Source organism: Stenotrophomonas geniculata ATCC 19374 = JCM 13324 (assembly GCF_001431625.1).
Lineage (GTDB): Bacteria > Pseudomonadota > Gammaproteobacteria > Xanthomonadales > Xanthomonadaceae > Stenotrophomonas > Stenotrophomonas geniculata.
In genome coordinates this window covers 56,734-80,036 of the sequence record NZ_LLXT01000129.1, presented here as the reverse complement: position 1 = coordinate 80,036, position 23,303 = coordinate 56,734, and the positions used below count along the sequence as shown (strand labels likewise).

Annotated in this window: 24 protein-coding genes; 12 read left to right on the top strand and 12 right to left on the bottom strand. The window is 65.8% G+C overall.

Annotated elements, in window-relative coordinates:
* The first annotated feature begins 170 nt into the window (after positions 1-170).
* The 5 genes from ARC63_RS16545 (at position 171) to ARC63_RS16525 (ending at position 7,935) form a co-directional block, all read left to right on the top strand.
* Complete coding sequence (locus ARC63_RS16545) at positions 171-1,424, top strand: efflux RND transporter periplasmic adaptor subunit (RefSeq protein WP_019338656.1); 1,254 nt, start codon at positions 171-173, stop codon at positions 1,422-1,424.
* Between the two features lie 102 nt (positions 1,425-1,526).
* A complete protein-coding gene (locus tag ARC63_RS16540) occupies positions 1,527-2,216 on the top strand; it encodes an ABC transporter ATP-binding protein (RefSeq protein ID WP_010486958.1) in 690 nt (229 codons plus the stop codon).
* A 14-nt stretch (positions 2,217-2,230) separates the two neighbouring features.
* Positions 2,231-3,388 (top strand): ABC transporter permease, encoded by a 1,158-nt coding sequence (locus tag ARC63_RS16535; protein WP_057503844.1) that lies wholly within the window; start codon positions 2,231-2,233, stop codon positions 3,386-3,388.
* A 12-nt stretch (positions 3,389-3,400) separates the two neighbouring features.
* Complete coding sequence (locus tag ARC63_RS16530) at positions 3,401-4,717, top strand: ABC transporter permease (RefSeq protein ID WP_057503843.1); 1,317 nt, start codon at positions 3,401-3,403, stop codon at positions 4,715-4,717.
* Positions 4,718-5,076: 359 nt separating this feature from the next.
* Positions 5,077-7,935: a TonB-dependent receptor plug domain-containing protein gene (locus tag ARC63_RS16525; RefSeq protein ID WP_010486961.1), complete on the top strand. Its 2,859-nt coding sequence runs from the start codon at positions 5,077-5,079 to the stop codon at positions 7,933-7,935.
* A 118-nt stretch (positions 7,936-8,053) separates the two neighbouring features.
* Here the strand turns inward: ARC63_RS16525 and rarD are convergent, their stop codons facing one another.
* Positions 8,054-8,947: an EamA family transporter RarD gene (rarD, locus tag ARC63_RS16520; RefSeq protein ID WP_010486962.1), complete on the bottom strand. Its 894-nt coding sequence runs from the start codon at positions 8,945-8,947 to the stop codon at positions 8,054-8,056.
* Positions 8,944-9,849 carry a drug/metabolite exporter YedA gene (yedA, locus tag ARC63_RS16515; RefSeq protein ID WP_057503842.1) on the bottom strand — a complete coding sequence of 302 codons (906 nt, stop codon included), beginning with the start codon at positions 9,847-9,849 and terminating at the stop codon, positions 8,944-8,946. The genes rarD and yedA overlap by 4 nt, the downstream gene beginning before the upstream one ends.
* A 223-nt stretch (positions 9,850-10,072) precedes the next feature.
* Between yedA and ARC63_RS16510 the strand changes: the two genes are divergently transcribed.
* Both ARC63_RS16510 and ARC63_RS16505 read left to right on the top strand, forming a co-directional pair.
* Complete coding sequence (locus ARC63_RS16510; protein WP_057503841.1) at positions 10,073-11,407, top strand: MFS transporter; 1,335 nt, start codon at positions 10,073-10,075, stop codon at positions 11,405-11,407.
* A gap of 67 nt (positions 11,408-11,474) precedes the next feature.
* The gene (locus ARC63_RS16505; RefSeq protein ID WP_010486965.1) at positions 11,475-11,771 is read left to right on the top strand and encodes a hypothetical protein; all 297 of its coding nucleotides are present in this window, start codon (positions 11,475-11,477) and stop codon (positions 11,769-11,771) included.
* Between the two features lie 88 nt (positions 11,772-11,859).
* Here ARC63_RS16505 and ARC63_RS16500 read toward each other — a convergent pair whose 3' ends face one another.
* From ARC63_RS16500 to ARC63_RS16485, 4 genes are all read right to left on the bottom strand, one after another.
* Positions 11,860-13,512, bottom strand: a complete 1,653-nt coding sequence (locus tag ARC63_RS16500) for a M28 family metallopeptidase (RefSeq protein ID WP_057503840.1) — start codon at positions 13,510-13,512, stop codon at positions 11,860-11,862.
* Between the two features lie 105 nt (positions 13,513-13,617).
* Positions 13,618-14,550: an MBL fold metallo-hydrolase gene (locus tag ARC63_RS16495; RefSeq protein WP_057503839.1), complete on the bottom strand. Its 933-nt coding sequence runs from the start codon at positions 14,548-14,550 to the stop codon at positions 13,618-13,620.
* A 203-nt stretch (positions 14,551-14,753) separates the two neighbouring features.
* Positions 14,754-15,050, bottom strand: a complete 297-nt coding sequence (locus ARC63_RS16490) for a hypothetical protein (protein WP_049409948.1) — start codon at positions 15,048-15,050, stop codon at positions 14,754-14,756.
* A 126-nt stretch (positions 15,051-15,176) separates the two neighbouring features.
* Complete coding sequence (locus tag ARC63_RS16485) at positions 15,177-16,472, bottom strand: tryptophan--tRNA ligase (RefSeq protein WP_057503838.1); 1,296 nt, start codon at positions 16,470-16,472, stop codon at positions 15,177-15,179.
* Positions 16,473-16,580: 108 nt separating this feature from the next.
* On the opposite strand from ARC63_RS16485, the gene ARC63_RS16480 reads away from it, so the two are divergent.
* A complete protein-coding gene (locus ARC63_RS16480; RefSeq protein ID WP_057503837.1) occupies positions 16,581-17,375 on the top strand; it encodes a hypothetical protein in 795 nt (264 codons plus the stop codon).
* Between the two features lie 73 nt (positions 17,376-17,448).
* On the opposite strand, the gene ARC63_RS16475 is transcribed toward ARC63_RS16480, so the two are convergent.
* The 3 genes from ARC63_RS16475 to rocF form a co-directional block, all read right to left on the bottom strand.
* A complete protein-coding gene (locus tag ARC63_RS16475; protein ID WP_004137109.1) occupies positions 17,449-17,670 on the bottom strand; it encodes a CsbD family protein in 222 nt (73 codons plus the stop codon).
* A gap of 203 nt (positions 17,671-17,873) precedes the next feature.
* Positions 17,874-18,011, bottom strand: a complete 138-nt coding sequence (locus tag ARC63_RS16470) for an entericidin A/B family lipoprotein (protein ID WP_014035659.1) — start codon at positions 18,009-18,011, stop codon at positions 17,874-17,876.
* 162 nt (positions 18,012-18,173) lie between these two features.
* Positions 18,174-19,094, bottom strand: coding sequence for an arginase (gene rocF, locus ARC63_RS16465; RefSeq protein WP_057503836.1), 921 nt, complete (start codon positions 19,092-19,094; stop codon positions 18,174-18,176).
* Between the two features lie 130 nt (positions 19,095-19,224).
* Here rocF and ARC63_RS16460 point away from each other — a divergent pair, with 130 nt between their 5' ends.
* A complete protein-coding gene (locus ARC63_RS16460) occupies positions 19,225-19,572 on the top strand; it encodes a hypothetical protein (RefSeq protein WP_057503835.1) in 348 nt (115 codons plus the stop codon).
* A gap of 24 nt (positions 19,573-19,596) precedes the next feature.
* Here ARC63_RS16460 and ARC63_RS16455 read toward each other — a convergent pair whose 3' ends face one another.
* Positions 19,597-20,367, bottom strand: coding sequence for a DUF3011 domain-containing protein (locus ARC63_RS16455; protein ID WP_057503834.1), 771 nt, complete (start codon positions 20,365-20,367; stop codon positions 19,597-19,599).
* 582 nt (positions 20,368-20,949) lie between these two features.
* Here ARC63_RS16455 and ARC63_RS16450 point away from each other — a divergent pair.
* Together ARC63_RS16450 and ARC63_RS16445 are read left to right on the top strand one after the other, a co-directional pair.
* Positions 20,950-21,357 (top strand): hypothetical protein, encoded by a 408-nt coding sequence (locus ARC63_RS16450; protein ID WP_054170742.1) that lies wholly within the window; start codon positions 20,950-20,952, stop codon positions 21,355-21,357.
* Between the two features lie 80 nt (positions 21,358-21,437).
* Positions 21,438-21,761, top strand: coding sequence for a hypothetical protein (locus ARC63_RS16445; protein ID WP_010486982.1), 324 nt, complete (start codon positions 21,438-21,440; stop codon positions 21,759-21,761).
* Positions 21,762-21,818: 57 nt separating this feature from the next.
* Here the strand turns inward: ARC63_RS16445 and ARC63_RS16440 are convergent, their stop codons facing one another.
* Positions 21,819-22,121, bottom strand: coding sequence for an addiction module antidote protein (locus tag ARC63_RS16440; RefSeq protein ID WP_029380112.1), 303 nt, complete (start codon positions 22,119-22,121; stop codon positions 21,819-21,821).
* Positions 22,122-22,179: 58 nt separating this feature from the next.
* Entirely contained in the window at positions 22,180-22,467 is a 288-nt protein-coding gene (locus ARC63_RS16435; protein ID WP_010486984.1) for a type II toxin-antitoxin system RelE/ParE family toxin, read from the bottom strand.
* 232 nt (positions 22,468-22,699) lie between these two features.
* Here ARC63_RS16435 and ARC63_RS23330 point away from each other — a divergent pair, with 232 nt between their 5' ends.
* Positions 22,700-23,299 (top strand): hypothetical protein, encoded by a 600-nt coding sequence (locus ARC63_RS23330; RefSeq protein ID WP_139042439.1) that lies wholly within the window; start codon positions 22,700-22,702, stop codon positions 23,297-23,299.
* Positions 23,300-23,303 lie beyond the last annotated feature (4 nt).

Genomic DNA, 23,303 nt, shown 5'->3' with positions numbered 1-23,303 from the left:
TGTACCGGCGTGGTCACATTTCGCAGTTGCCGCCGTCAGTGTCATCGGGTGACAGCTGTCACTGCCGTCATCGCCGTACCTGCCTTCATGCTGTGCCGCACGCTCCACCGCCGGAACCGCCGCCGTCTGCCCTTCCGGCCACACCCGCCCGAACGCCTGTGATGGAACGAATGAACGCTTCTGCCGAGCTGTTGAAGGAACTCCGTATCGACCGCAAATCGCCCCCGCCGGCCTCCGGTGGTGGCAGCAACGGCGGTGGTCGCCGTTGGTTGTGGATCGCGATCATCGTGGCCGTGCTGCTGATCGCCGCCGCCGTCGCCTTCCTGTTCGGCCGTGCGCCGGCCGTGGAGGTGGAAACCGCGCCCGCCGTGGCCATCCAGCAGGGCAATGCCAGCAGTTCGGTGCTCGACGCCAGCGGCTACGTGGTCGCCCGCCGCATGGCCACGGTCTCGGCCAAGATCACCGGCAAGGTGCGCGAGGTGATGATCGAGGAGGGCATGCGCGTGGAACAGGGCCAGATCATGGCCACGCTGGACCCGATTGATGCCGACGCCCAGCGCAGCCTGTATGCCTCGCAGCTTCAGGCCGCACGCAGCCAGGTGGCCGGGCTGGAGGCGCAGCAGAAGCAGGCCACCGCCGAAGCCAGCCGCCTGCAGGCACTCGTCGGCCAGCAGCTGGTATCGCGCTCACAGTACGACCAGGCCGTGGCACAGCGCGACAGCCTGCGTGCGCAGCTGGAGACCGCCCAGCGCAACGTCAAGGTCGCCAACGACCAGCTGGCCATCGCCGATCTGGGCGTGGACAACAACATCGTGCGCGCGCCGTTCTCCGGGGTGGTCACCGCCAAGGCCGCGCAGCCCGGCGAAATCGTTTCGCCGCTGTCGGCAGGCGGTGGCTTCACCCGTACCGGCATCGGCACCATCGTCGACATGGACTCGCTGGAGATCGAAGTCGAGGTGGGCGAGGCCTTCATCGGCCGCGTGCAGCCGAAGATGCCGGTGGAAGCCACGCTCAACGCCTATCCGGAGTGGAAGATTCCGGGCGAGGTGATCGCCATCATCCCCACCGCCGACCGCGGCAAGGCCACGGTGAAGGTGCGCGTGGCGCTGAAAGTGAAGGACCCACGCATCGTGCCGGAGATGGGCGTGCGGGTCAGCTTCCTGGAACAGGCCCAGCCGCAGGCAGCCGCCAAGCCGCAGGGTGTGCGCGTGCCGGGCGGCGCCGTGGTGCAGCGCGAGGGCGCATCGGTGGCCTTCGTGCTGGGTGACGAAAACCGGGTACAGCAGCGCAAGGTCGAGGCCGGCCAGGCGATGGGCAAGGACCGCCAGATCCTCAAGGGTGTGAGTGCAGGTGAATCGGTGGTGGTGAACCCGCCGGACACCCTGCGCGATGGCGCCAAGGTGCAACAGAAACAAGCGCAGTAACGGCCTGGCGCCCATGGGCGCCGCCGGCAACACCGCTCGACGCACGCCCGCAGCCACCGCAGGTGCGCTTCCCCGTTTCCCGCCTTCCGTGGAGAACAACCCATGTCGACCCTGGTTTCACTGCGCAACATCACCAAGACCTACCAGCGTGGCCCCGAGAAAGTGCAGGTGCTGCACGGCATCGACCTCGACATCGCCAGCGGCGACTTCGTCGCGCTGATGGGCCCGTCCGGTTCGGGCAAGACCACCCTGCTCAACCTGATCGGTGGGCTGGACAACCCCAGTGGCGGCGAAATCAGCATCGAAGGCGAGCGCATCGACCAGATGAGCGGTAGCCAGCTGTCGACCTGGCGCAGCCACCACGTTGGCTTCGTGTTCCAGTTCTACAACCTGATGCCGATGCTGACCGCGCAGAAGAACGTGGAACTGCCACTGCTGCTGACCCACCTCAATGCGGCGCAGCGCCGCCGCAATGCGGAGATCGCGCTGACCCTGGTGGGCCTGGCCGATCGCCGCAGCCATCGCCCGAATGAACTGTCCGGCGGCCAGCAGCAACGCGTGGCGATCGCGCGGGCGATCGTCTCCGACCCGACCTTCCTGATCTGCGACGAACCGACCGGCGACCTCGACCGCCAGTCCGCCGAGGAGATCCTCGGCCTGCTGCAGCAGCTCAACCGCGAGCATGGCAAGACCATCATCATGGTCACCCATGACCCGAAGGCGGCCGAGTACGCCACGCACACGGTGCACCTGGACAAGGGCGAGCTGGCCGACGCCCCGCTGGCCCACTGACGGAGGCCACGGCGATGAAATACTTTTCGTTGGTGTGGGCGCAGCTGTTCCGCAGCCGCACGCGCACCCTGCTGACCCTGCTCTCGGTGGTGGCCGCGTTCCTGCTGTTCGGCATGCTCGACTCGGTGCGCGTGGCGTTCTCGTCCGGCGGCAGCGTGGAAGGCGCCAACCGCCTGGTGGTGGCCTCGCGGCTGTCGATCACCCAGTCACTGCCGATCCGCCTGGAAACCCAGATCCGCCAGGTGGCCGGCGTGCGCGACGTGGCCTATGGCATGTGGTTCGGTGGCATCTACCAGGACCCGAAGAACTTCTTCCCGAACTTCTCGGTGTCGCCCAACTACTTCGATGTCTACCGCGAGCTGCAGATCGATCCGGCGCAGCTGGAAGACTGGAAGCAGACCCGCACCGGCGCCATCGTCGGCGAAACCCTGGCCAAGCAGTTCGGCTGGAAGATCGGCGACACCATCCCGCTGCAGGCCACGATCTTCCCGCGTGGCGGCAGCAACGACTGGCCGCTGGAGCTGAAGGGCATCTACCGCTCCAAGGACCGCGCGCTGGCCGCCAATGAAGAACGCCAGCTGATGATGAACTGGAAGTACTTCGACGAATCCAACGACTACATCAAGAACCAGGTGAGCTGGTACACGGTGACGCTGGACAACCCTGACCACTCCTCGCGGGTAGCGCAGGCGATCGATGCGATCTCGGCCAACTCCGACCACGAGACCAAGACCCAGACCGAATCGGCGTTCCAGCAGGCCTTCGTCAAGCAGTTCGCCGACATCGGCATGATCGTCACTTCGATCATGGGCGCGGTGTTCTTCACCCTGCTGCTGTTGACCGGCAACACCATGGCACAGGCGGTGCGCGAGCGCGTGTCGGAACTGGCCACGCTGAAGACGCTGGGCTTCAAGGACAGCACCGTGCTGACCCTGGTGATGGTGGAGTCGGTGCTGCTGATCGGCCTGGGCGGCCTGATCGGCATGGGCCTGGCCGCGCTGATCCTGCCGGCGATCGGCCCGAAGAGCATGGGCCTGCTGCCGCCACACGTACCCACGCCCACCTGGCTGATGGGGCTGGGCCTGATCGTTGTGATCGGCATCATCGTCGGCCTGCTGCCGGCGCTGCGTGCCAAGCGCCTGAAGATCGTCGACGCACTGGCCGGCCGCTGAGGAGACCTGCAGATGAACAAGTTCAAAAAGTGGGCCGGCAACGCGTTGACCGTACTGCTGCTGGTCATCGGCCTGGTGCTGTGGATCAGCCTGCCGTGGATGGGCGTGCTCGCCGTGGCCGTGCTGGTGGCCCTGTGGCTGCTGCTGACCCGCGGTGGACGGCTGGCGTTGGCCGCCACCCGCATCGGCGTGGCCAGCCTGCCGCAGCGCTGGGGCGCGTCCTCGGTGATCGTGGTCGGCATCGCCGGCGTGGTCGGCGTGCTGGTGGCGATGCTGGCGATGGGCGAAGGCTTCCAGGCCACGCTCAACAACACCGGCGATGACACCACCGCCATCGTGCTGCGCGGTGGCTCGCAGGCCGAGACCAACTCGGTCATCACCCGCGAGCAGGTTCCCACGCTGTCCACCCTGCCCGGCATCACCCGCGATGCCGAAGGTCGGCCGCTGCTGTCACCAGAGCTGTCGCAGGTGGTCAACCTGGTGTCAAAGTCCGATGGCACCGACGTCAACGCGCAGTTCCGCGGCGTCGGCCCGCAGGCGTGGGCGGTGCACGACAAGGTCAAGATCGTCGAAGGCCGCACGTTCGCCACTGGCCTGCGCGAGATCGTGGTCGGCCAGGGCGCCAAGGGCCAGTTCCGCGATCTGGATGTGGGCAGGACGCTGACCCTGGGCAACCAGACCTGGACCGTGGTGGGCGTCTTCGCCACCGGCGATGCACATGATTCGGAACTGTGGACCGACGCCGATACGCTGGCCACCACCTACCAGCGCAGTGCGTGGCAGTCGATCAGCGTGCGCACCGATGGCAAGGCCGGCTTCGAGCAGTTCAAGGCCGCCGTCGCCGCTGATCCACGCCTGAAGCTGGACGTGGAAACCACCCGTGTCTACTACAGCAAGCAGGGCGGTGGGCTGACCAAGCTGATCGACATCCTCGGCAAGGTAATCGGCACGATCATGGCGGTCGGTGCGGTGTTCGGCGCGCTCAACACCATGTATGCGGCCGTGGCCACGCGTGCGCGCGAGATCGCCACCATGCGCGCGATCGGCTTCCGTGGCCTGCCGGTGGTGACCGCGGTGATGCTGGAGACGATGCTGCTGGCGCTGCTGGGTGGCCTGCTCGGCTGTGCGGTGGCATGGCTGCTGTTCAATGGCTACAGCGTGTCCACCATCGGCAGCAACTTCAGCGCGGTGGTGTTCAAGTTCCATGTGTCGCCGGAACTGCTGTGGACGGGTTTGAAATGGGCGCTGGGCATCGGCCTGGTCGGCGGCCTGTTCCCCGCGCTGCGCGCGGCCCGGTTGCCGATCACCACGGCGTTGCGAGAAACCTGAGCATCTATAAACGATAGATTGCGCATCCTGCAGAGGGACGGAGCCAAGGCTCCGTCCCTTTTTGTTTGCACATCATCCATGCATGGCGCGGATGGATGCCTGCGCACACGCACTGCTACAGATCGGCGGAAATCCGCCGCTATCGATGCCTCTGCCCATCGCGCATGCAACGTGCGTGACGCTGCGCACGTCGCATCTGTGGATTGTTGGTTGCGATTCATCTTCGCGCACATTCAGCGGCATGGCGACAAACAGTTACGAATGGAAACACTCTAGAATCCCGGCCCCCACGTTGGTTTGCAGCACCCCACGCGCCCACAGAACGGACGCTTGTTTTCCTGAAACACGAGATGTCACGGATGTCCCTGAAAACCACTCCGCTGCGCAACGCGATCGTCATCGCGCTGGCCGCCAGCTGCACCACCCCCGCCTTCGCACAGAGCGCCGGCGATACCCCGACCAACCTCGACCGCATCGAGATCACCGGCTCGCGCATCCGCCAGGCCAGCGTCGAGACCGCACAGCCGGTCGTCGCGCTCAGCCGCGCCGAGATCGAGAAGAAGGGCTACATCAACGTCGCCGACATCCTGCAGGACGTCACCGCCGCCGGTGCTCCGAGCCTGAGCCGCTCGTCGTCGCTGAGTTCTTCGCGCGACTTCGGCGGCACGTACGTCAGCCTGCGCAACCTCGGCCCGGAACGCAGCCTGGTGCTGATCGACGGCCGCCGCATGGGCGTCAGCGCCGGTGGCTACTCCGACCTGGCTTCGATTCCGTCCGCCATCGTCGAGCGCGTGGAAGTGCTGACCGACGGCGCATCCGCGCTGTACGGCTCGGACGCCATCGCCGGTGTGGTCAACATCATCACCCGCAAGAACTTCGACGGCGGCGAAGCCAGCGTCTACGTCGGCCAGTACGGTGAAGGCGACGGCCAGAAGCGCTCCTACAGCGCTACCTTCGGCAAGACCTTCGACCGCGGCTGGTTCAGCGTCGGCGCCGAGCGCACCAAGGAAGACGAGATCCTCGGCAGCGAGCGCGAGTTCAGCCGTTACCCGGGTGGCCCGCGCCACGCCGATGACGTCGACGCGCTGAGCCCGACCACCCAGTGGGGCACCGTCACCGTCGGCGGCAAGCCGCTGACCGTGGGCCCGGGCGGTAATCCGAGCCAGGCTGGCAACTTCCACACCCCGGACCCGGCTGATGGTGCCAACGCCAAGACCAACATGAGCCTGCTGAGCGGTCTGGAGCGCACCTCGGTGTTCGCCAACGGTGGTTTCTCGATCACCGACAACCTGCGCATCGTGGCCGACGCGCTGTACAGCAAGCGCGAGTCGACCAAGCACCTGGCCGGCTACCCGTACTCGGTATCGGCCGCACAGGCCCGCAATGGCACCCGTGCTGCCCTGTCCAAGGACAGCACCTTCAACAAGTGGGGCCAGGACGTCCTGTTCTCGCACCGCACTGAAGAACTGCCGCGCGGCACCGAGAACAACCTGGACACCAAGCGCGCCAGCATCGGCCTGGAAGGCAGCTTCGAAACCGGTTCGCGTTACTGGGACTGGAACGTCAGCTACATGTACAACCGCAATGAAGGCGAGCGCATCGGTACCGGCAGCATGTACCAGCCGCACGTCGACCTGGCGGTCGGCCCGTCCTTCATGGATGGCACCGTGGCACGCTGCGGCACTCCGGGTGCGGTGATCGCCGGCTGCGTGCCGTGGAACCCGGCCGCGCCGATGGGCTATGCGGGCCCGGGCTCGCTGGGCAACCAGGACGTGCAGGACTACCTGTTCACCCGCTTCGTGGACAAGATGAAGAGCACCACCAAGGTGGCCAGCGCCAACATCTCCGGCTCGCTGTTCACTCTGCCGGCCGGTGACATCATGGGTGCGATGGGCTTCGAGCACCGCAGCGAAGAGGCCAGCTACACCCCGGATCTGATGGTGCAGAAGGGCCAGATCGCCGGCACCACCGGCCAGCCGACCCGTGGCGATTACTCGCTCAACGAGGTCTACCTGGAAATGCAGGTGCCGCTGCTGGCCGACATGCCATTCGCGCGTGAACTGTCGCTGGACCTGGCCGGCCGCTACACCGACTACAACACCTTCGGTTCGACCACCAACAGCAAGTTCGGCCTGAAGTGGAAGCCGATCGACAGCCTGCTGGTGCGCGCGACCTACGGTACCGGCTTCCGTGCACCCACCGTGGACGATCTCTACGGCGGCGCCGTGTCCAGCCGCGATTCGTTCACCGATCCGTGCGATACGAAGTTCGGCATCGCCGCCAGCAGCCCGACGGTGGCAGCACGCTGCAAGGCGCTGAATGTGCCCGCCAACTTCCGTCAGCAGACCGGTGCGGACGGCAACCTTGCCAACCGCCCGGGCCAGCAGGCCACCTCCGATTTCAACTCGGGTTCCAACCCGGAACTGAAGCCGGAAACCGCCAAGACCTGGACCGTCGGCCTGGTCTACAGCCCGGAATTCGTGCAGGGCCTGGACGTCAGCCTGGACTGGTGGAAGATCCGCATCAACAACGCCATCGTCGGCGAGTCGGCCACCGACATCCTCAACCAGTGCTACGTGCAGGGCGTGGATTCGGCCTGCGGTCGCTTCACCCGTTCCACCGCTGCGGCCACCCGTGGCCAGGTCTCGGCGCTGGATCGTTCGCTGGTCAACGCTGGCTATCGCGAAACCGCCGGCTATGACATCGGCGTGCGTTACCGCCTGCCGGAAACCGCGTACGGCAAGTTCGCCATCAACTGGAACACCACCTACACCGACTACCTGGAGCAGCGCAACGACAGCGCCGCTACCACGCCGGTGGAGCAGAAGACCGGCTGGCAGGGCAACTTCCGCGTGCGTTCGACCTTCAACCTGGATTGGCAGTACGGCGATCTGGGCATCGGCTGGACCGCCCGCTACTACTCGGGCATGAAGGAAGCCTGCTCGTATGACCTGGCCGGTGGCCCGGACTGCAACATGGCCGGCTTCGTCTCGCCGTACACCGATGCGCAGCCGAGCCGCAAGGTGGGCTCCAACACCTTCCACGACCTGCAGGTGCGTTACAGCCTGCCGTGGGACGGCACCGTGTCGCTGGGCGTGAACAACGTCTTCGACCACCAGGGTCCGATCATGTACAGCCAGCCGAACAGCAGCTTCACCTACTACGGTGGCTTCGATATCGGTCGTTTCATGTACATGAAGTACCAGCAGCGCTTCTAAGCCTGCAACCGCGTTCCCGCCACCGCCATCTCTCTCTCCTGGCGGTGGATGGAAGCAGAACGGCGCCCCTCGGGGCGCCGTTCTTTTTTACGGAAGACAGGGCCGGCTCCCGGCGCCGCTACCGCTTGCGCATCGTGCGGATGTTGTCGCCGACGAACAGCACCAGGCCGGCCCAGATCGCCGCGAACCCGATCGCCTTGGCGGTATCGAACGCTTCGTGGAAGAAAAACACGCCCAGCAGCAACTGCAGGCTCGGCGCGATGTACTGCAGGATGCCGACCAGCGACAGCGGAATGCGCTTCACGCCGTAAGCGAAGCCGATCAGCGGCACGGCCGTCACCGCACCGCCAAAGATCAGCAGCAGGTCGTTGTGCCAGCCCCAGCCATGGAAGAACGCGCCGCCATGGCCGTTCTCGGCCCAGATCGCGAACGCCAGCGCCGGCAGGAACAGGTACATGCTCTCCACGCCCAGCCCGGCCACCGGATCGACCGAAACCAGCTTGCGCAGCAGGCCGTACAGGCCGAACGAACAGGCCAGGCCCAACGCGATCCACGGCGGCGTGCCCGCATCGATGGTCAGCCAGGCCACACCCACCGCCGCCATCGCCACCGCCACCCACTGCAGGCGGCGCAGGCGCTCCTTCAGTACCAGCACGCCCAGCAGCACGTTCACCAGCGGGTTGATGAAGTAACCCAGGCTGGTTTCGATCACATGGCCGGCGTTGACCGCCCAGATGTACAGGCCCCAATTGAACGCGATGGTCAGGCTCGACACCAGCAGGATCGGCAGCGCGCGCGGCTGTGCGGCGATCTTCTGCCACCAGCCCAGGCGCGAACTGAGCAGCAGCCAGCCCAGCACCAGCACGGTGCTCCAGATGATGCGGTGGGCGATGATCTGGAACGAGGGGACCTCGTTGAGCAGGTGCCAGTACACCGGCACCAACCCCCAGATCACGAAGGTGGACGCAGTGACCAGCAGGCCCCGGCGTTGTTCTTTCTCGTCCATGCTCATTTCTTTCGTGTCCTTGCCATTGTCAGCACCACCACACCCAGAAGAATCACCGCCATGGCGAGGAAGTCCCGCCATCCAAAGCGTTCACCATTCAATGCAGCGCCCAGCAGCACGGCAATCACCGGATTGACGTACGCATAGCTGCCCGCCAGCGCCGGGCGCACGTTGTGCAGCAGCCACACATAGGCGGTGAACGCGACGATGGAGCCGAACACGCACAGGTAGGCCATCGCCAGCAGGCCGCCGGTGTCGGGCAGCGTGGTGGGGCGTTCGCCCACGGCCAGGCCGATCAGCACCAGAAGCACGCCGCCGCAGATCATCTGACCGGCAGCGGTCATGAACGGGCCCGGCAGGTCCAGGCCACGTGACCACACCGAACCGAACGCCCAGCCAATCGGTGCGATCAGCAGCAGCACCAGCCCGGTCGGCGAGGCGGTCAGGCTGCTGCCGGCATTGAGCCAGACCACGCCGACAAAGCCGACCGCGATGCCCAGCCATTCACCCCTGCTGGCATGTTGGCCACGCAGCGCCGAGAAAAGCGCCATCCACAGCGGCACCGAGGCCACCGCGGTAGCGGCCAGTCCCGAAGACACCTCACGCTCGGCCAGCACCACCATGCCGTTGCCCAGCACCAGCATGGTCACGCCCATCACCACCAGGTTGCGCCACTGCCGCAGGGTCGGGTTCGGCATCGTCCAGAACAGGCGCAAGGCCAGGAACATCAGGCCACCGGCAATGATGAACCGGCTGCCGGAGACCATCGTCAGCGGCAGCGCGCCGCCGTGCAGGGCCTTGGCGATGCCCAGGTAGGTCGAGCCCCAGACCACGTAGACCAGCAGCAATGCCAGCGCGACAAGGCCACCCCGGGGGGCAGCCGCAGACGAAGAAGGGGGAGCCGACATGACACACCAGGGAGCCGGGGGAAGGCGGATTCTAGGACGTTTTGAGTATGGTCCGGCACCCCGGACGGTGGCACGCTGTCATCCATCCATGCACCCTGCTCTGGTCTGCTACCCCGTGTTGACGGCCGATGCAGTACCAAGAGGGCTGCCCGGCCGCGCCGCCCCAAGGCCGGGCGCCGTTTTCCCTGCGCACGGACGCGCCGCATCGAGGATTCCCACCCAGATGAGCACCACGTCCCAACCTGCCGTACCCGCAAACGACCGCGCTGCCCTGCGGCGGTCGATCTCCAACACCCTCAAAGGCTCCGCCGGCAACCTGGTGGAGTGGTATGACGTCTACGTGTACTCGGTGTTCGCCGTGTACTTCGAATCGCAGTTCTTCTCGCAGGACGACAAGAACTCCACCCTGTACGTGTGGGCGATCTTCGCCGCGACCTTCCTGATGCGCCCGATCGGTGCCTGGTTCTTCGGCCGCTTCGCCGACCGCCACGGCCGCCGCCTGGCGCTGACGGTCTCGGTCACGCTGATGGCGCTGTGCTCGTTCCTCATCGCCGTCACCCCCACCGCCGCCAGCATCGGCATCTGGGCTGCGGTCATCCTGCTGTTCGCGCGCCTGCTGCAGGGCTTCGCCACCGGTGGCGAGTACGGCGCCAGCGCCACCTACATGTCCGAGGCGGCCATTCCCGGCCGACGCGGTTTCCTGTCCTCCTTCCACTACGTCACCCTGGTTGGCGGCCATGTGCTGGCCCAGCTGACCCTGCTGCTGATGCTGACCTTCTGGGGCAAGCCGGAGATCTCCGAGTGGGGCTGGCGCATCGCCTTCGGCATCGGTGGCATCGCCGCGGTGGTGGTGTTCTGGCTGCGGCGGGGCATGGACGAGTCGCTGTCGGAATCGTCCATCGAAGCCGCACGCGAAGGCAAGGCACAGAAGTCCGGCTCGATGTACGAGTTGTTCGTGCACCAGTGGCGCCCGCTGCTGCTGTGCTTCCTGATCACCGCCGGTGGCACCGTGGCCTTCTACACCTACTCGGTGAACGGCCCGAAGATGATCCAGAGCGCCTTCGCCGGCAACGACCCGATGACCGGCACCCTGATCAACCTGGGCGTGCTGGCGTTCCTGATGGTGCTTCAGCCGGTCGGCGGCTGGCTGTCGGACATCATCGGCCGCAAGACCCTGCTGGTGTTCTTCGGCGTCGGCGGCGTGCTGTACAGCTGGTACCTGATCACCCAGCTGCCGCACCAGCATGACGCCACCCTGGCCTTCCTGACCTTGGCCATGGCCTTCGTCATCCTCACCGGCTACACCTCGATCAACGCGGTGGTGAAGGCCGAGCTGTTCCCCACCCACGTGCGTGCACTGGGCGTGGGCCTGGGTTACGCGCTGGCCAACTCGCTGTTCGGTGGCACCGCCCCACTGCTGTACCAGGGCGCGCTGAAGACCGGCCATGTCGACTGGTTCGCTATCTACGTAACCGCCACGATCGCGGTATCGTTGGTGGTCTATGTGTTCTTCCTTACCAACAAGGGCCCGAACTGGCTCGACGGCACCCGCAAGTAAGCGCGTTGCCGTAATTGCGGCCACCGGTGCAATGCCGGTGGCCGCTGCGTCTCCCGCCACGCCACTGATGTGGATCGCGGCGACGCTGGCCGCAGCCACGGCACTGGCCTGGCTGCTGCGCCGTCCCAACGCGCAGGCCGCGTGGCCACGCATCGGATTCGGGATCGCCCTGCTGGTGTTCTGCGGCGCGCTGGCGCTGCAGCTGGCGGTGGACCTGGGCAGCGGCCACAGCTCGCTGCAGCTGCGCCTGCATCGCGGCATCAACGCAGGATCACCGGTTGGCCTGCGTACGATGGTGGCGTGCTATCTGGCCGCGCTCGCTGCCAGTGGCTGGGGCGCATGGACGCTGTTGCGCCGGCGCTGACGAGCGCGCGATCGTGCCGGCCGCTGGCCGGCAACTCCACATTCTTTCCGAAGGTTCACGAGGTTGCCGGCCAGCGGCCGGCACTACCTCAGCGGCGGGCGGCTTCGCTCTTGTCGCGTGCGCTGCGGAACTCCGATTCCTTTTCCCACGTCGGCCAGCGGCGGCTGTTGGCCAGCTCGGCACCCAGGTCGTAGACCAGCAGGGTGTCGGCGGCGTGGCCGCTCGGATCCCAGCTCGGGGTCCAGGCATCGCAGGCCTGGTGGTAGCAGTCGGCGAAGTACTTCTCGCGCAGCGCGCGGCCGGCTTCTACGCCGCCGTCCAGCTTGTCCAGACCGGGGCCGATGGTGATCGCCGGCACGCCCAGGCGCGCAAAGGCGAAGTGGTCGGCGCGGTAGAAGAAGCCGGCCTCCAGGTTCGGGTCCGGGCTGTAGCTGCGGCCGCGGGCCTTGGCCACGCGTTCCAGATCGCCTTCCAGCGACACCCGGCCCTTGCCCCACGAAGCGATGTCACGGGTCGGGCCATCCGGGCTGAACATTTCGATGTTCAGCACTGCAGCGGTCTTGTCCAGCGGCGCCAGCGGATGCGTGGCGTAGTAGCTGGCGCCCAGCAGGCCCTTCTCTTCAGCGGTCAGTGCCACGAAGTACAGCGTGCGCTGCGGCTGCGGGCCGGCGGCGAACACGCGGCCCAGTTCCAGCACCGTGGCCACGCCAGTGGCGTTGTCGATCGCACCACGGCGGATGCGATCGCCCTTGGCATCGGCCTGGCCGATACCGAACGCATCCCAGTGCGCGGAGAAGATCACCGCCTCGTCGCCATGCTCGCCGCCGGGCAGCTTGGCCACCACGTTGCGGGTCACCACCTGCTCGCGCTTGAGTGCGAAGTCCACGCTCAGCTTCGCGTTATCCAGCGCCACCGGACGGAAGTCGGCGCGCATCGCCTTGCGCTTCTCGGCGTCGAAGTCCAGGCCCGCGTCGGCGAAGATCGCCTCAGCCAGCTCGCGCTGCATCCAGCCGCGCAGCGGTGTGTGCTGCGCCATGGCTTCAGCCTGGCTGCGCTCGATGTCGAACAGCGGCGAGGTGCCCGAGCTCTTCACCGTGGCCCAACCATAGGCAGCCGGCGCAGTCTCGTGCACGATCAGCACGCCCTCGGCGCCACGGCGTGCGGCTTCCTCGAACTTGTAGGTCCAGCGGCCGTAGTAGGTCACTGCCTTGCCGTCGAACGCGCCCGGCGCATCGGCTTCGAAATCCGCGTCATTGATCAGCATGACGGCGATCTTGCCGTGCAGGTCCACGTCCTTGTAGTCATTCCACTGGCGTTCCGGCGCGTCGATGCCGTAACCGACGAACACCAGCGGCGCGTTCTTGATCTGCACGCGCTTGCGCGGCTGCAGGCTCTGCAGGGTCACGTCCACGCCGTTGGCCAGCGCGCGCTTGCCCTGCTTCAGCGACAGGCTGGCCTTGGCCGGCCCATCAAGCTGCGCGCGCACCAGCGGCACCGGCTGCACCCAGCTGCCATCCACACCACCCGGCTGCAGGCCATAGCTGCGGAACTGCTCGATCAGGTACTGCACCGTGCGTTCTTCGCCTTCGGTCGCCGGCGCGCGGCCCTCGAATTCATCCGACGCCAGCACACGCACGTGGCGCGACAGTGCCTGCGGATCGATGCCGCCACCGGGAAGGTCATTGGCCGCATGGGCCAGGCCACCGACGAACAGGCAGGACGACAGCAGCAACACGCGCATCGGATTCACGGCAGTACCACGGCTAGCTTGGAAGTCACCAGAGTGTAACGTGGTCGTGACATCACGGCGCGGCTTGGGGCGGCGTCACCCGCGCATGGCGTGGATCTACCTGCTGATGCGATCCAGCCAGCAGGCCAGGCCCTGCGCATTGAGTTCGATGTCCATCGCCAGCACCGCAGTCACCGCCGCATCGTCCAGCGCACAGCCATGCAGCTGTGCACGTTCCAGGTACAGCGCCTGCAGTGCAGCCAGCAGGCAGCGGTGACGGTCCGGCCGGCCATCGCACTGGCGGCCGATGGCGGCCATCGCATCGATCTGCTCGAACAGGTCGTCGGCCAGTTTCCCCACCTGTTCCACACGACCGTAGTGGGTCAGGTACATCGCCTGCGGGCCGTAGCCCAGCATGCGCCGGATCGAGGCCTTCATCGCTTCCGGGTCGAACTGTACCGGCGACGACGTCGGGAAGATGAAGGCACCTTGCGTGCTGTCCAGCTCGCGGTAGGAGATGCCGAAGGTATCGCCTGTGAACCAGCTGCGGCTGCGCGCATCCCACACGCAGTAGTGGTGCAGCGCGTGGCCCGGCGTGTGCAGCAGTACCAGCTCGCGGCCAGCCAGGTCGATGCGGTGGCCATCTTCAGCGACCACTACGCGCTGGGCGGGAATCGGTTCGATGCGGCCATAGCTGCGGGCGATTTCCTCGGCGCCGTATACCGCCGTGGCACCCGCAATCAGCCGGGTCGGGTCGATCATGTGCGGCGCACCACGCGGGTGCAGCACCGCCTTTGCATTCGGCAGCTGCTGCATCAGCAGGCCGGCGCCACCGGCGTGATCCAGGTGCACATGGGTCAGCAGCAGCCAGTCCACCGCGTCCACGCCCAGCCCCGCGTCGGCCAGCGCCTGCAGCATGGCCGGCACGGAAAGGCCGGTGCCGCAGTCGACGAAGGCCGCGCGGCCGTTTTCAACGATCAGGTAGGCCGCGTCGAAGTCGGGACGCTGGAAGCCGGTATCGATGGTGTGGATGCTGGGGTCGGCGGTCATCGGCACGCACCTGGCAGGATCGGGAACAGACACCATGGTAGGCGCGCAGGCGGCCCGGGTTCGATGCGGCTTTGGTCGGAGGGCGCTCTACTGTAGAGCCGAGCCCACGCTCGGCTGCCATTCTGTCAGGCATCAGCCGAGCATAGGCTCGGCTCTACAGCGGCACGCGAAGTCGAGCATGGCTCGACTCTACAAAAGCGGGGCTACCGGTCCAGCCATCGCGGCCGCAGCATCAATGCCAGCACCAGCACCGCCAGGAACGCGCCGTAGGCATACAGCACCGCCAGCACCTGTGGCCAGATGGGTCCGGCGCCGGGCTGCACCACGCCGATGCGGTAGCCCCACAGCATCGACACGATGCTCAGGGCGAAGGCCAGCACCAGGGTGGTGCTGTCGAACAGGCGCCGCCGCGGGGTACGCGGCTGGCGCGGGAACAGCCAGTACAGGCTGCCCAGCAGCAGGAACCAGGGCAGGAACAGCAGCAGCGACAACCAGGCCATCGCAGACTCCATGTCATCGCGCCGGAGGCGCGCGGACATCATGCCACGGGCGCTGTGCCACGGTCGTGCCGGCGGAGTGCTTCCCTGTAGAGCCGAGCCCATGCTCGGCTCTACAACAGCCTCCGGTCAGGTCCCTTCGCGCAGCACGGCCAGCGCGGCCAGCACGGCGTCCACTTCGGCTTCCAGCTTGAACAGTTCGCTCTGCAGCTGGTCGCCCTGCTCGGCCTGCTTGATCACCGCGATCAGCTGGCCGGCATCACGCGGCGAATCGAAGCCTTCGCTCTGGATCAGCAGCGTGCCGTCACCGGCGGTCAGCTTGAAGTAGAAACGACCATCCTTTTCGCGGTACTGCTTGAACAGCGGCGGTGCCACGCGGGCCACACCGGCATCTTCGCTGGCGATGTCGCCGGCGCTGGACAGGTCACGCAGACCCACGGCATGGCGCAGCTCTTCCAGCAGCGGTGCCGCCAGCCGCTCGCGCAGCTGCTGGCCACGGCGCTTGAGCAGCGCTTCGATCTTCTCCGGCTCGGCCATCAGCGCGTTGTAGCGCTCGCGCAGCGGCGACAGCTCGCTGTCGATGCGCTCGAACAGCTGCTGCTTGGCATCGCCCCAGCCGATGCCGGCGGCGAACGCCTTGGCGAATTCCGCCGTCTGTTCCGGGGTAGCGAACGCCTGATACATCTGGAACAGTGCCGAGCCCTCGGTGTCCTTGGGTTCGCCCGGTGCGCGCGAGTCGGTCAGGATCGAGAACACCAGCTTCTTCAGCTCCTCGCGCGGCACGAACAGCGGAATGGTGTTGTGGTAGCTCTTGCTCATCTTGCGGCCATCCAGGCCGGCCAGCGTCGCCACCTGCTCGTCGATCACCACGTCCGGCAGCGGGAAATACTCCTTGCCGTACACGTGGTTGAAGCGCTGGGCGAAATCGCGCGCCATCTCGATGTGCTGGATCTGGTCACGGCCCACCGGTACCTGGTTGGCCTTGAAGATGAGGATATCGGCGGCCATCAGCACCGGGTACATGAACAGGCCGGCGCTGACGCCTGCATCCTCGTCCACGCCTTCCTCGCGGTTCTTGTCCACCGCCGCCTTGTAGGCGTGCGCGCGGTTGAGGATGCCCTTGCTGGCGATGGCGGTCAGGAACCACATCAGCTCGGTGGTCTCGCGGATGTCGCTCTGGCGGTAGAACCACACGTGTTCCGGGTCCAGGCCGCAGGCCAGCCAGCTGGCCGCGATCTCCAGGGTCGCGCGCTGGGTGCGCTGCGGGTCCTGGGACTTGATCAGGCTGTGCAGGTCGGCCAGGAAGAAGAAGCTCTCGATCCCCGGCGCGCGGCTGGCCGCGATGGCCGGACGGATGGCGCCAACGTAGTTGCCCAGGTGGGGCGTGCCGGAGGGGGTGATGCCGGTGAGGACTCGGGTGGTCATGACTGCGTGGGGTAACCTTCGATGAACGGGGCCAGTTTACCTTGCACGCCACCAACCCCGTCAGGGCCTGCGGCGCGTTCATTCACGCAACCCCGCTGGAGACGCCCGATGAAACGCCTGCTGCCCCTGCTGTTGATCCTGCCCCTGGCCGGCTTCCGCCCCGCCCCGATGCCGCCGCCGGCCTACGAGGGCGGCCCCGTGCGCATGTCCCTGGTCGACCGCGACCGCGGCACCGAATTGCGCAGCTACCCTGCCGAGGGCCAGCGATGGGTGGCCGGCGAGCGCGGCCACCGCTACGCCGTCCGCCTGTACAACGACAGCCCGCGCCGGGTGCTGGTGGTGCTGTCGGTGGACGGCGTCAACGCCATCTCCGGCGAGGATGCCGATCCGTCGCAGACCGGCTACGTGCTCAACCCCGGCCAGCGCGCCGACATCACCGGCTGGCGCAAGAGCCAGGACGAAGTGGCGCAGTTCGTGTTCAGCAGCCCCAGCGGCAGCTATGCCAGCCGCACTGGCCGCCCGGACAACATCGGCGTGGTGGGCGTGGCCGTGTTCGAGGAAGCGCGCCGCTGGCGTCCGGATCCGATCCTGCGCCGTAGCCTGCCAGCACCGGCCCCGACGGCCGAAGCGGCGGCCGACGCCAGCGCCAGCCGCATCGAGGGCTATGCCAGCAAGTCGCAGGCTCCTGCGCTGGGCACCGGCCACGGCGCACGCGAACAGTCGTCGGTACGCGATACCGACTTCGAACGCGCCAGCCGCAGCCCGGCGCAGGTCCTGCAGCTGCGCTACGACAGCGCCCGCAACCTGCGCGCACGCGGCATCCTGGTGGATTCGCCCTCGCGCCTGCCGCGCGAGCCGCAGGCCTTCCCCAACCGTTACGTGCCGGACCCGCCGGCGCGCTGATCCTCCCGCCCAGACAACACAACGCCCGCAACCTCTCGGTGCGGGCGTTGTGTTGTGGGGGAAACCGAAGCGCTTACTTGTAGTCCGGGTAGTCCTTGCTCACGCTGTCCTGGAACTCACGGACTTCCTTCTCGGCGCGGTCCTTGGCCCAGCCATAACGTTCCTGCAGGCGACCGGCCAGATACTCGGCATTGCCCTCGGCCACATCGAAATCGTCGTTGGTCAGATCGCCCCACTTGGCCTGGGCCTTGCCCTTCAGCTGCGACCACTTGCCGGAAATGATGTCTTTGTTCATTGCTGGGAATCCTTGGCTGCAACGGCGTTCTTACCGTAGCTCCAGCTTCGCGCAGCGGCTGTTGGGTGCCGGTCAACCGACCATGAAAACAATGCTCACCTGCTTGAATGGTTCACTACGCTTCGACAGCATGTAGTGAAAAGCACGCACAAAAAAAGGCCGGGGATGTCCCCGGCCCTTTCTCTTTCCGTTCCGCGCCGGGCTTACTTGCCCTTGGCGGCGTCCTCAACCTTTTCACCGGCCTTCTGCACGTCCTTGCCAGCACCGGCCACGGTGTTGCAACCGGCCAGCAGGGCCACCGAGAACATCGACAACAGCATCAGGGCAACTACGCGCTTCATGGGCTTCTCCTTGGGTTCGCCGCTATACCGCTTTATTCGCGGATGGGATTCTTTCGCTCGGCGGGAGGGCACCAATGCCCACTGCCGCCGCGTGAAGTGCAATCTGGCGGCAGGGGCGTGGAGCGGGCGTGAACGGTTCGGCAATCCGTTCAGCAGGGGCGGTCAGTCGCGCATCAGGGTGGACTTGCCGAACAGGCTTTCCACCAGGTCCACGGCCAGTTCAGCGGTGGCATTCTGCTTGTCCAGCAAGGGGTTGAGCTCAACGATGTCCAGCGACCCCATGCGCCCGGCGTCGGCGATCATTTCCATCACCAGCTGCGCCTCACGGTAGTTCACCCCGCCCGGCACGGTGGTGCCCACGCCCGGTGCGATGCTGGGGTCGAGGAAGTCCACATCGAAGCTGACATGCAGGTGGGTGTTCTCGTCGATACCGGCCAGCGCCGCTTCCACCGCGCGCTTCATGCCGTTCTCGTCGATGTAGCGCATGTCGTACACATCGACCTTGTGGGTCTTGATCAGGCGCTTCTCGTCCGGGTCCACCGAGCGGATACCGATCTGGTGCATCTGCGACGGGGTGATCGCCGGTGCGCTGCCGCCGAGGTGGGTCAGCGCCTTCGGGCCGAGGCCGCACAGGCAGGCCACCGGCATGCCGTGGATGTTGCCCGACGGGGTGACATCGCTGGTGTTGAAATCGGAATGCGCATCCAGCCACAGCACGCGCAGGGTCTTGCCCTGCTCGCGGCACCAGCGCGCGACGGCGGTGATCGAACCGATGCCCAGGCAATGGTCGCCACCAAGCATGATCGGCATGCGCCCGGCCTGCAGTTCGGCGTAGCTGGCTTCCATCAGTGCGTGGTTCCATGCCACCACTTCGTCCAGGTGGCGGTAGCCTTCCACCGGCGTGGTCCACGGGTTGCGCGGGCCATCCAGATTGCCCAGGTCGCGCACGTCCACGCCGCGCGCTTCCAGCGCCTCCGGCAGGCCCGCCACGCGCAGCGCCTCCGGCCCCAGCCGGGCACCGCGATGGCCCGCACCGACATCGGTGGGAACGCCAATCAGGGATACGGAGATGGGATGGGCCATGGGTGCCTCCTGCGGGGGAAAAAGAAGCACAGTCTAGCCAGAGCTGTGTGACACCACTCGCGGCGGTGCAGCAGGGCCATTGCATGGCATGATGCCGCGCGGACCCGACCGTCCTTCATGGAAGATTGCGATGTCGCCCTTCATCAATACCGCGTGGCCACGCTTTTTCACCGTGGCGCTGCCGGTCGCCGTTTTTGCGGTTTTTTTGAGCAACTCGATCGATGCGTCGCCGAATGGCTGGCTGATGCAGGCGACACTGCTGCTGGTGCCGTTCTCGACCCTGGTATTCCTCGGGTTGGGCTGGCAGCGTCTGCGCAAGGCGCACGCTGAATACCCGATTCTGAAAAGCGAACTGCACCGTATGCTGGCGGCGTTGATCGGCAACGTGAAGGTGGCCGCGCTGTGGTTCGGCCTGACCTTCGTTGGTATGTTCACCCTGATGCTGGCGTGGGTGTTGCTGTATAGGTCCTGCGGCTGAAGCCTGTCCCAACCCGCTGCGCGCTCAGCGTCCGCGGCGGCGCACCGGCGTCACGCTCTGCACCTGGCCGTTGTTGCGCATCATGCACAGGAAGCGGCCATCGGGGTAATCGATGATCAGTTCCTGGTAATCGCTGCCCACAGGCATCTGGGTGACCAGGGCGCCCTGCGCGCCCTTGCGCATGTTGCAGGCGCCCAACGCGGTATCGCCTGTCGGCGCGGGGGTAGTCACCGAGGACACATTGCGGAACACCGCGCGGCAGCCGCCATTGACCCACACCGAGTGCCGCGACAGGCCCCAGTTCTTGCCTTCCTCGCAGCGTGTGCGGCTGAGCTGGCGCACGATTTCCACATTGCCGCGGGTATTCAGATCGCACGACACCTGCTGCTCGCCGGTGGACTCGCAGGTGACTTCGCGCGGCAGCGCGGCATCGCCGGCGGCAGCGTCGCGAGGGCGGGCGCTGCTTGCAGCGGGCGCGGGCGTGCCGCTGGTACTGACCTGACAGATGCCATTGGTGCCGCCTCGGCCGGTGTAGCTGATCTGCGGCGTACCGTCATCGCTGCGGCTGATCGACAGGGTGATGCCGCTGTTGGCGTCGCGGGCTTCGAAATAGCGGTCGTTGAAATGTTTCAGCGTGGCCTCGCGGCCCTGCACATAGACCGGCCCGCCCTCGTCTGCGTGAACATCGATGCCGCCCGGGCAGCTGGCGTTGAAGAACGGCACAGCGGCCATGGCCGGGGCTGCGAACGCGGCGGACAACAGTGCGACGGTGAGCGGCAGGGCGTGGCGACGCATGGGGAGGTCCCGAATGGTATGTGCCCGAAGTATGCGGTGGGGAGTCGGGAGCGGTGTGTGAGGAGAATCAGTATCCGGGTGCGCGTTTTGGGGGGTGTGTTTGCTATGGTGGCCGTGACGCTCTGTCCGGGCTGTTAAGCCAGCTTTACTTGGTAGGCGGTTCCACGCCTTGCAACAGCGCCGACGCCCGAGATTTCCAGCGGATGATCGCACTGCGCGATATGTCGCTTTCTGCATCACAGCGGCGCGAACAGGCCAATCGCGATAATTCATTTTTCCTTTCAGATCACCCGATGCCATCGAAACAATCGACTGGCAGGCGGGGGTTTGGCGTGCGCATGATGAATCGCCACCTGCAGAGGTGGCCGGGTCTTCCAAGCCCGATTGATTGAAGCTGTATACGCTTGCCAGCCGGCGTCGTCCTCCCAAGAGCGGCGCCGGCTGGCAATCCGTTCGCCGATCGACGGCGGGCGGTGCGTGGGGGCCCTGTGCCCGCCGGCTCATCGATCTCCGGTCTTGGAAGCCACGCATCGCCCGCCACCCTATCGTGGCGGCGCCTCTGTGCCTGACGAGGATGCCCGCATGTCCAAGACGCTCTACCCGTATCTGACCGCCACGTTGGGCGACGCCGCCCTGCATCTGCCGCTCGAACTGGCGCAGCCGCTGGAAGCCGCCTTTGCCGCCGCCAACGATGCGCCCACGCCCATCAACCTGCCCGTCTGCCTGCGCCGCATCCAGGCCGGAGATGCCGCCGACGGACAGCCGTGGCAGGGGCCATCCAGCACGCCCGGCCACGCCGTGGCTGCTGCACGCAGGGACCGCGCCGCAGTGGGCCTGGTGTCGCTGCTGGAGCTGTATCACGCCGCAGAGCGCGTGCGCGTGGACGGGGAAGAGAAGGACGATATCGGCGATGGCACGCGCGAGGGACTGATGCTGGCCTGCCGGGGGCTGGCGGAGTATGTGGCGTTGCAGGTGGGTAGGGCTCAATAATGCGGAGCATTGAGGTACCCAATGCACAGGTTAGCGACGTCACTGCCCCAGTTATCGAATCAAGCAGACCCGCTGCCGGAATGCGCATCCCCTATCCAAACCTGAAACCTGTACTCGTTGAGCTGCGGCTGGACGAAGTGGATTCGCGCGGCGGTGCTGTTGCCGGGATGATCGCGTCCACCGCACGCCCCATGGCGCGCTCCATGAGTCCTGAACTCACATGGTATAGCTTCGTCTTGAATGACAGAGCCATCACCCGAATCCGTCCCGGCACGCGGACAAACTGCACGATCTCATTCATCAACCATGACGGCTCGAAGGAGGCGTTCCCCTGTGGCACATTGGCCGCCTTCGGAGTCGGATCGTCGAAAAGAGGGTTGATCCGCATCATCCGGTTTGATTGAACCTGTTCGCACCGGCGTTCTACAGGCGGAAGAGGTGGAGCGCAATGCCTTGACGCTTTACGCGGCACTGGCATGCAGGCGCACACCCAGGGCACGCGTCACTTTGAGGATGGTCGCGAAATCAGGGCTGCGCTCGCCCGACAGTGCGCGATACAGACTCTCGCGCGACAGGCCCGCCGCCCGTGCAACCTTGCTCATCCCTTGGGCGCGGGCGATATCGCCGAGCGCCTTGGCGATGAACGCAGAATCGCCGTCGCTTTCTTCGATGCAGGCGTCGAGATAAGCCGCCATCTCCTCCGGCGTTCGAAGATGCTCGGCCACATCAAATGATTTTAGTTCGACTTTTCTCTTGATGGCCATGATGGGACAGCTCCGGTACTTCGGTATTGAGTCGTTTCGCCTACAGCCAGTTCGATGCTCACAGGGCACGCGCAATCTCCCTGGCCTTCTCGATATCGCGCTGCTGTGAACCCTTGTCGCCTCCAACCAGGAGAATCACCAACTGCCTGCCGCGCTGGGTGTAGTAAACGCGGTAACCCGGTCCTGCATCGATACGCAATTCAGAAACGCCATCCGCCAGATAGCGGTGATCACCCGGATGGCCTTCAGCGAGGCGACCGATACGGGCCAGGATGCGAGCGCGTGCGGTTACGTCCTTGAGAGCGTCAATCCATGTCGCGAACTGACGGGTACGCTGGATCTTCATGGAGGACTGTAGCCTACTGGCTACAGTCTTTCAACTATCGGATTGCGCGCATGGAGGTGTGCTCGGCCTTCCGTCTGGCGCTCCTTCCCTCCCAGCCGGCGCCCCATCTTTTCAAACTGGAAAGTGGAATCGGGTGCGCTTTCAGCAGCTCATTGTTCACGCGGACCCGATCCGCGCTCACAAAATGCTGTGCTAGATTCAAGAGTGTGACATTGGCGCGCGAGATGCTTTCATGAATGCATGGGTCGAGAAATGCGCATCTTCATCGCAAGGTGGACTTCGGCGCCGCCTCTGGATCGCAGCGCGTCGTCGCCTCGCGATCGCTATTCCGGCGCTTGTGCTGACAGCATGTTCGAGTGCCGCGCCGCCGACCCCATCAGATCATCTGAATCAAAGACAGCCCGTCGAATCAGGGAGTGAAATTGGTATGGAGCGATTCAAGAACGACATCGAGCGATTGTCCAGTGTGCGTTTTGGCGATGTCGATGCATTGAACGAACAGCTTCACACGCATCTTGGAAAACCGACTCGGCAGGGCCCGAGAGACGAGCGAACCGCGGAACGTGGAATGTTGGGTGGCCTTGAAGTTCGGAACATCACGCTGAGAAGTGCTGTCGATGATCCTGCGCAGGCGAAGCTGACCTTTGATGTCGCGCCACCGAGCGTCGCGCTCAAAGAAGTCATCTGGGAGGGAACGGCGCAGTATCCACCTCGGCCTGATGCCCCTGACTCCCGCCCTTACTGGACCGCGCCAGTGAACGGTGCTGAGGTTGTACTCACTCTCGCCCCTGACAATGCGACATTGACCCACGTATTGATCAGCCAGCGTTGACCCC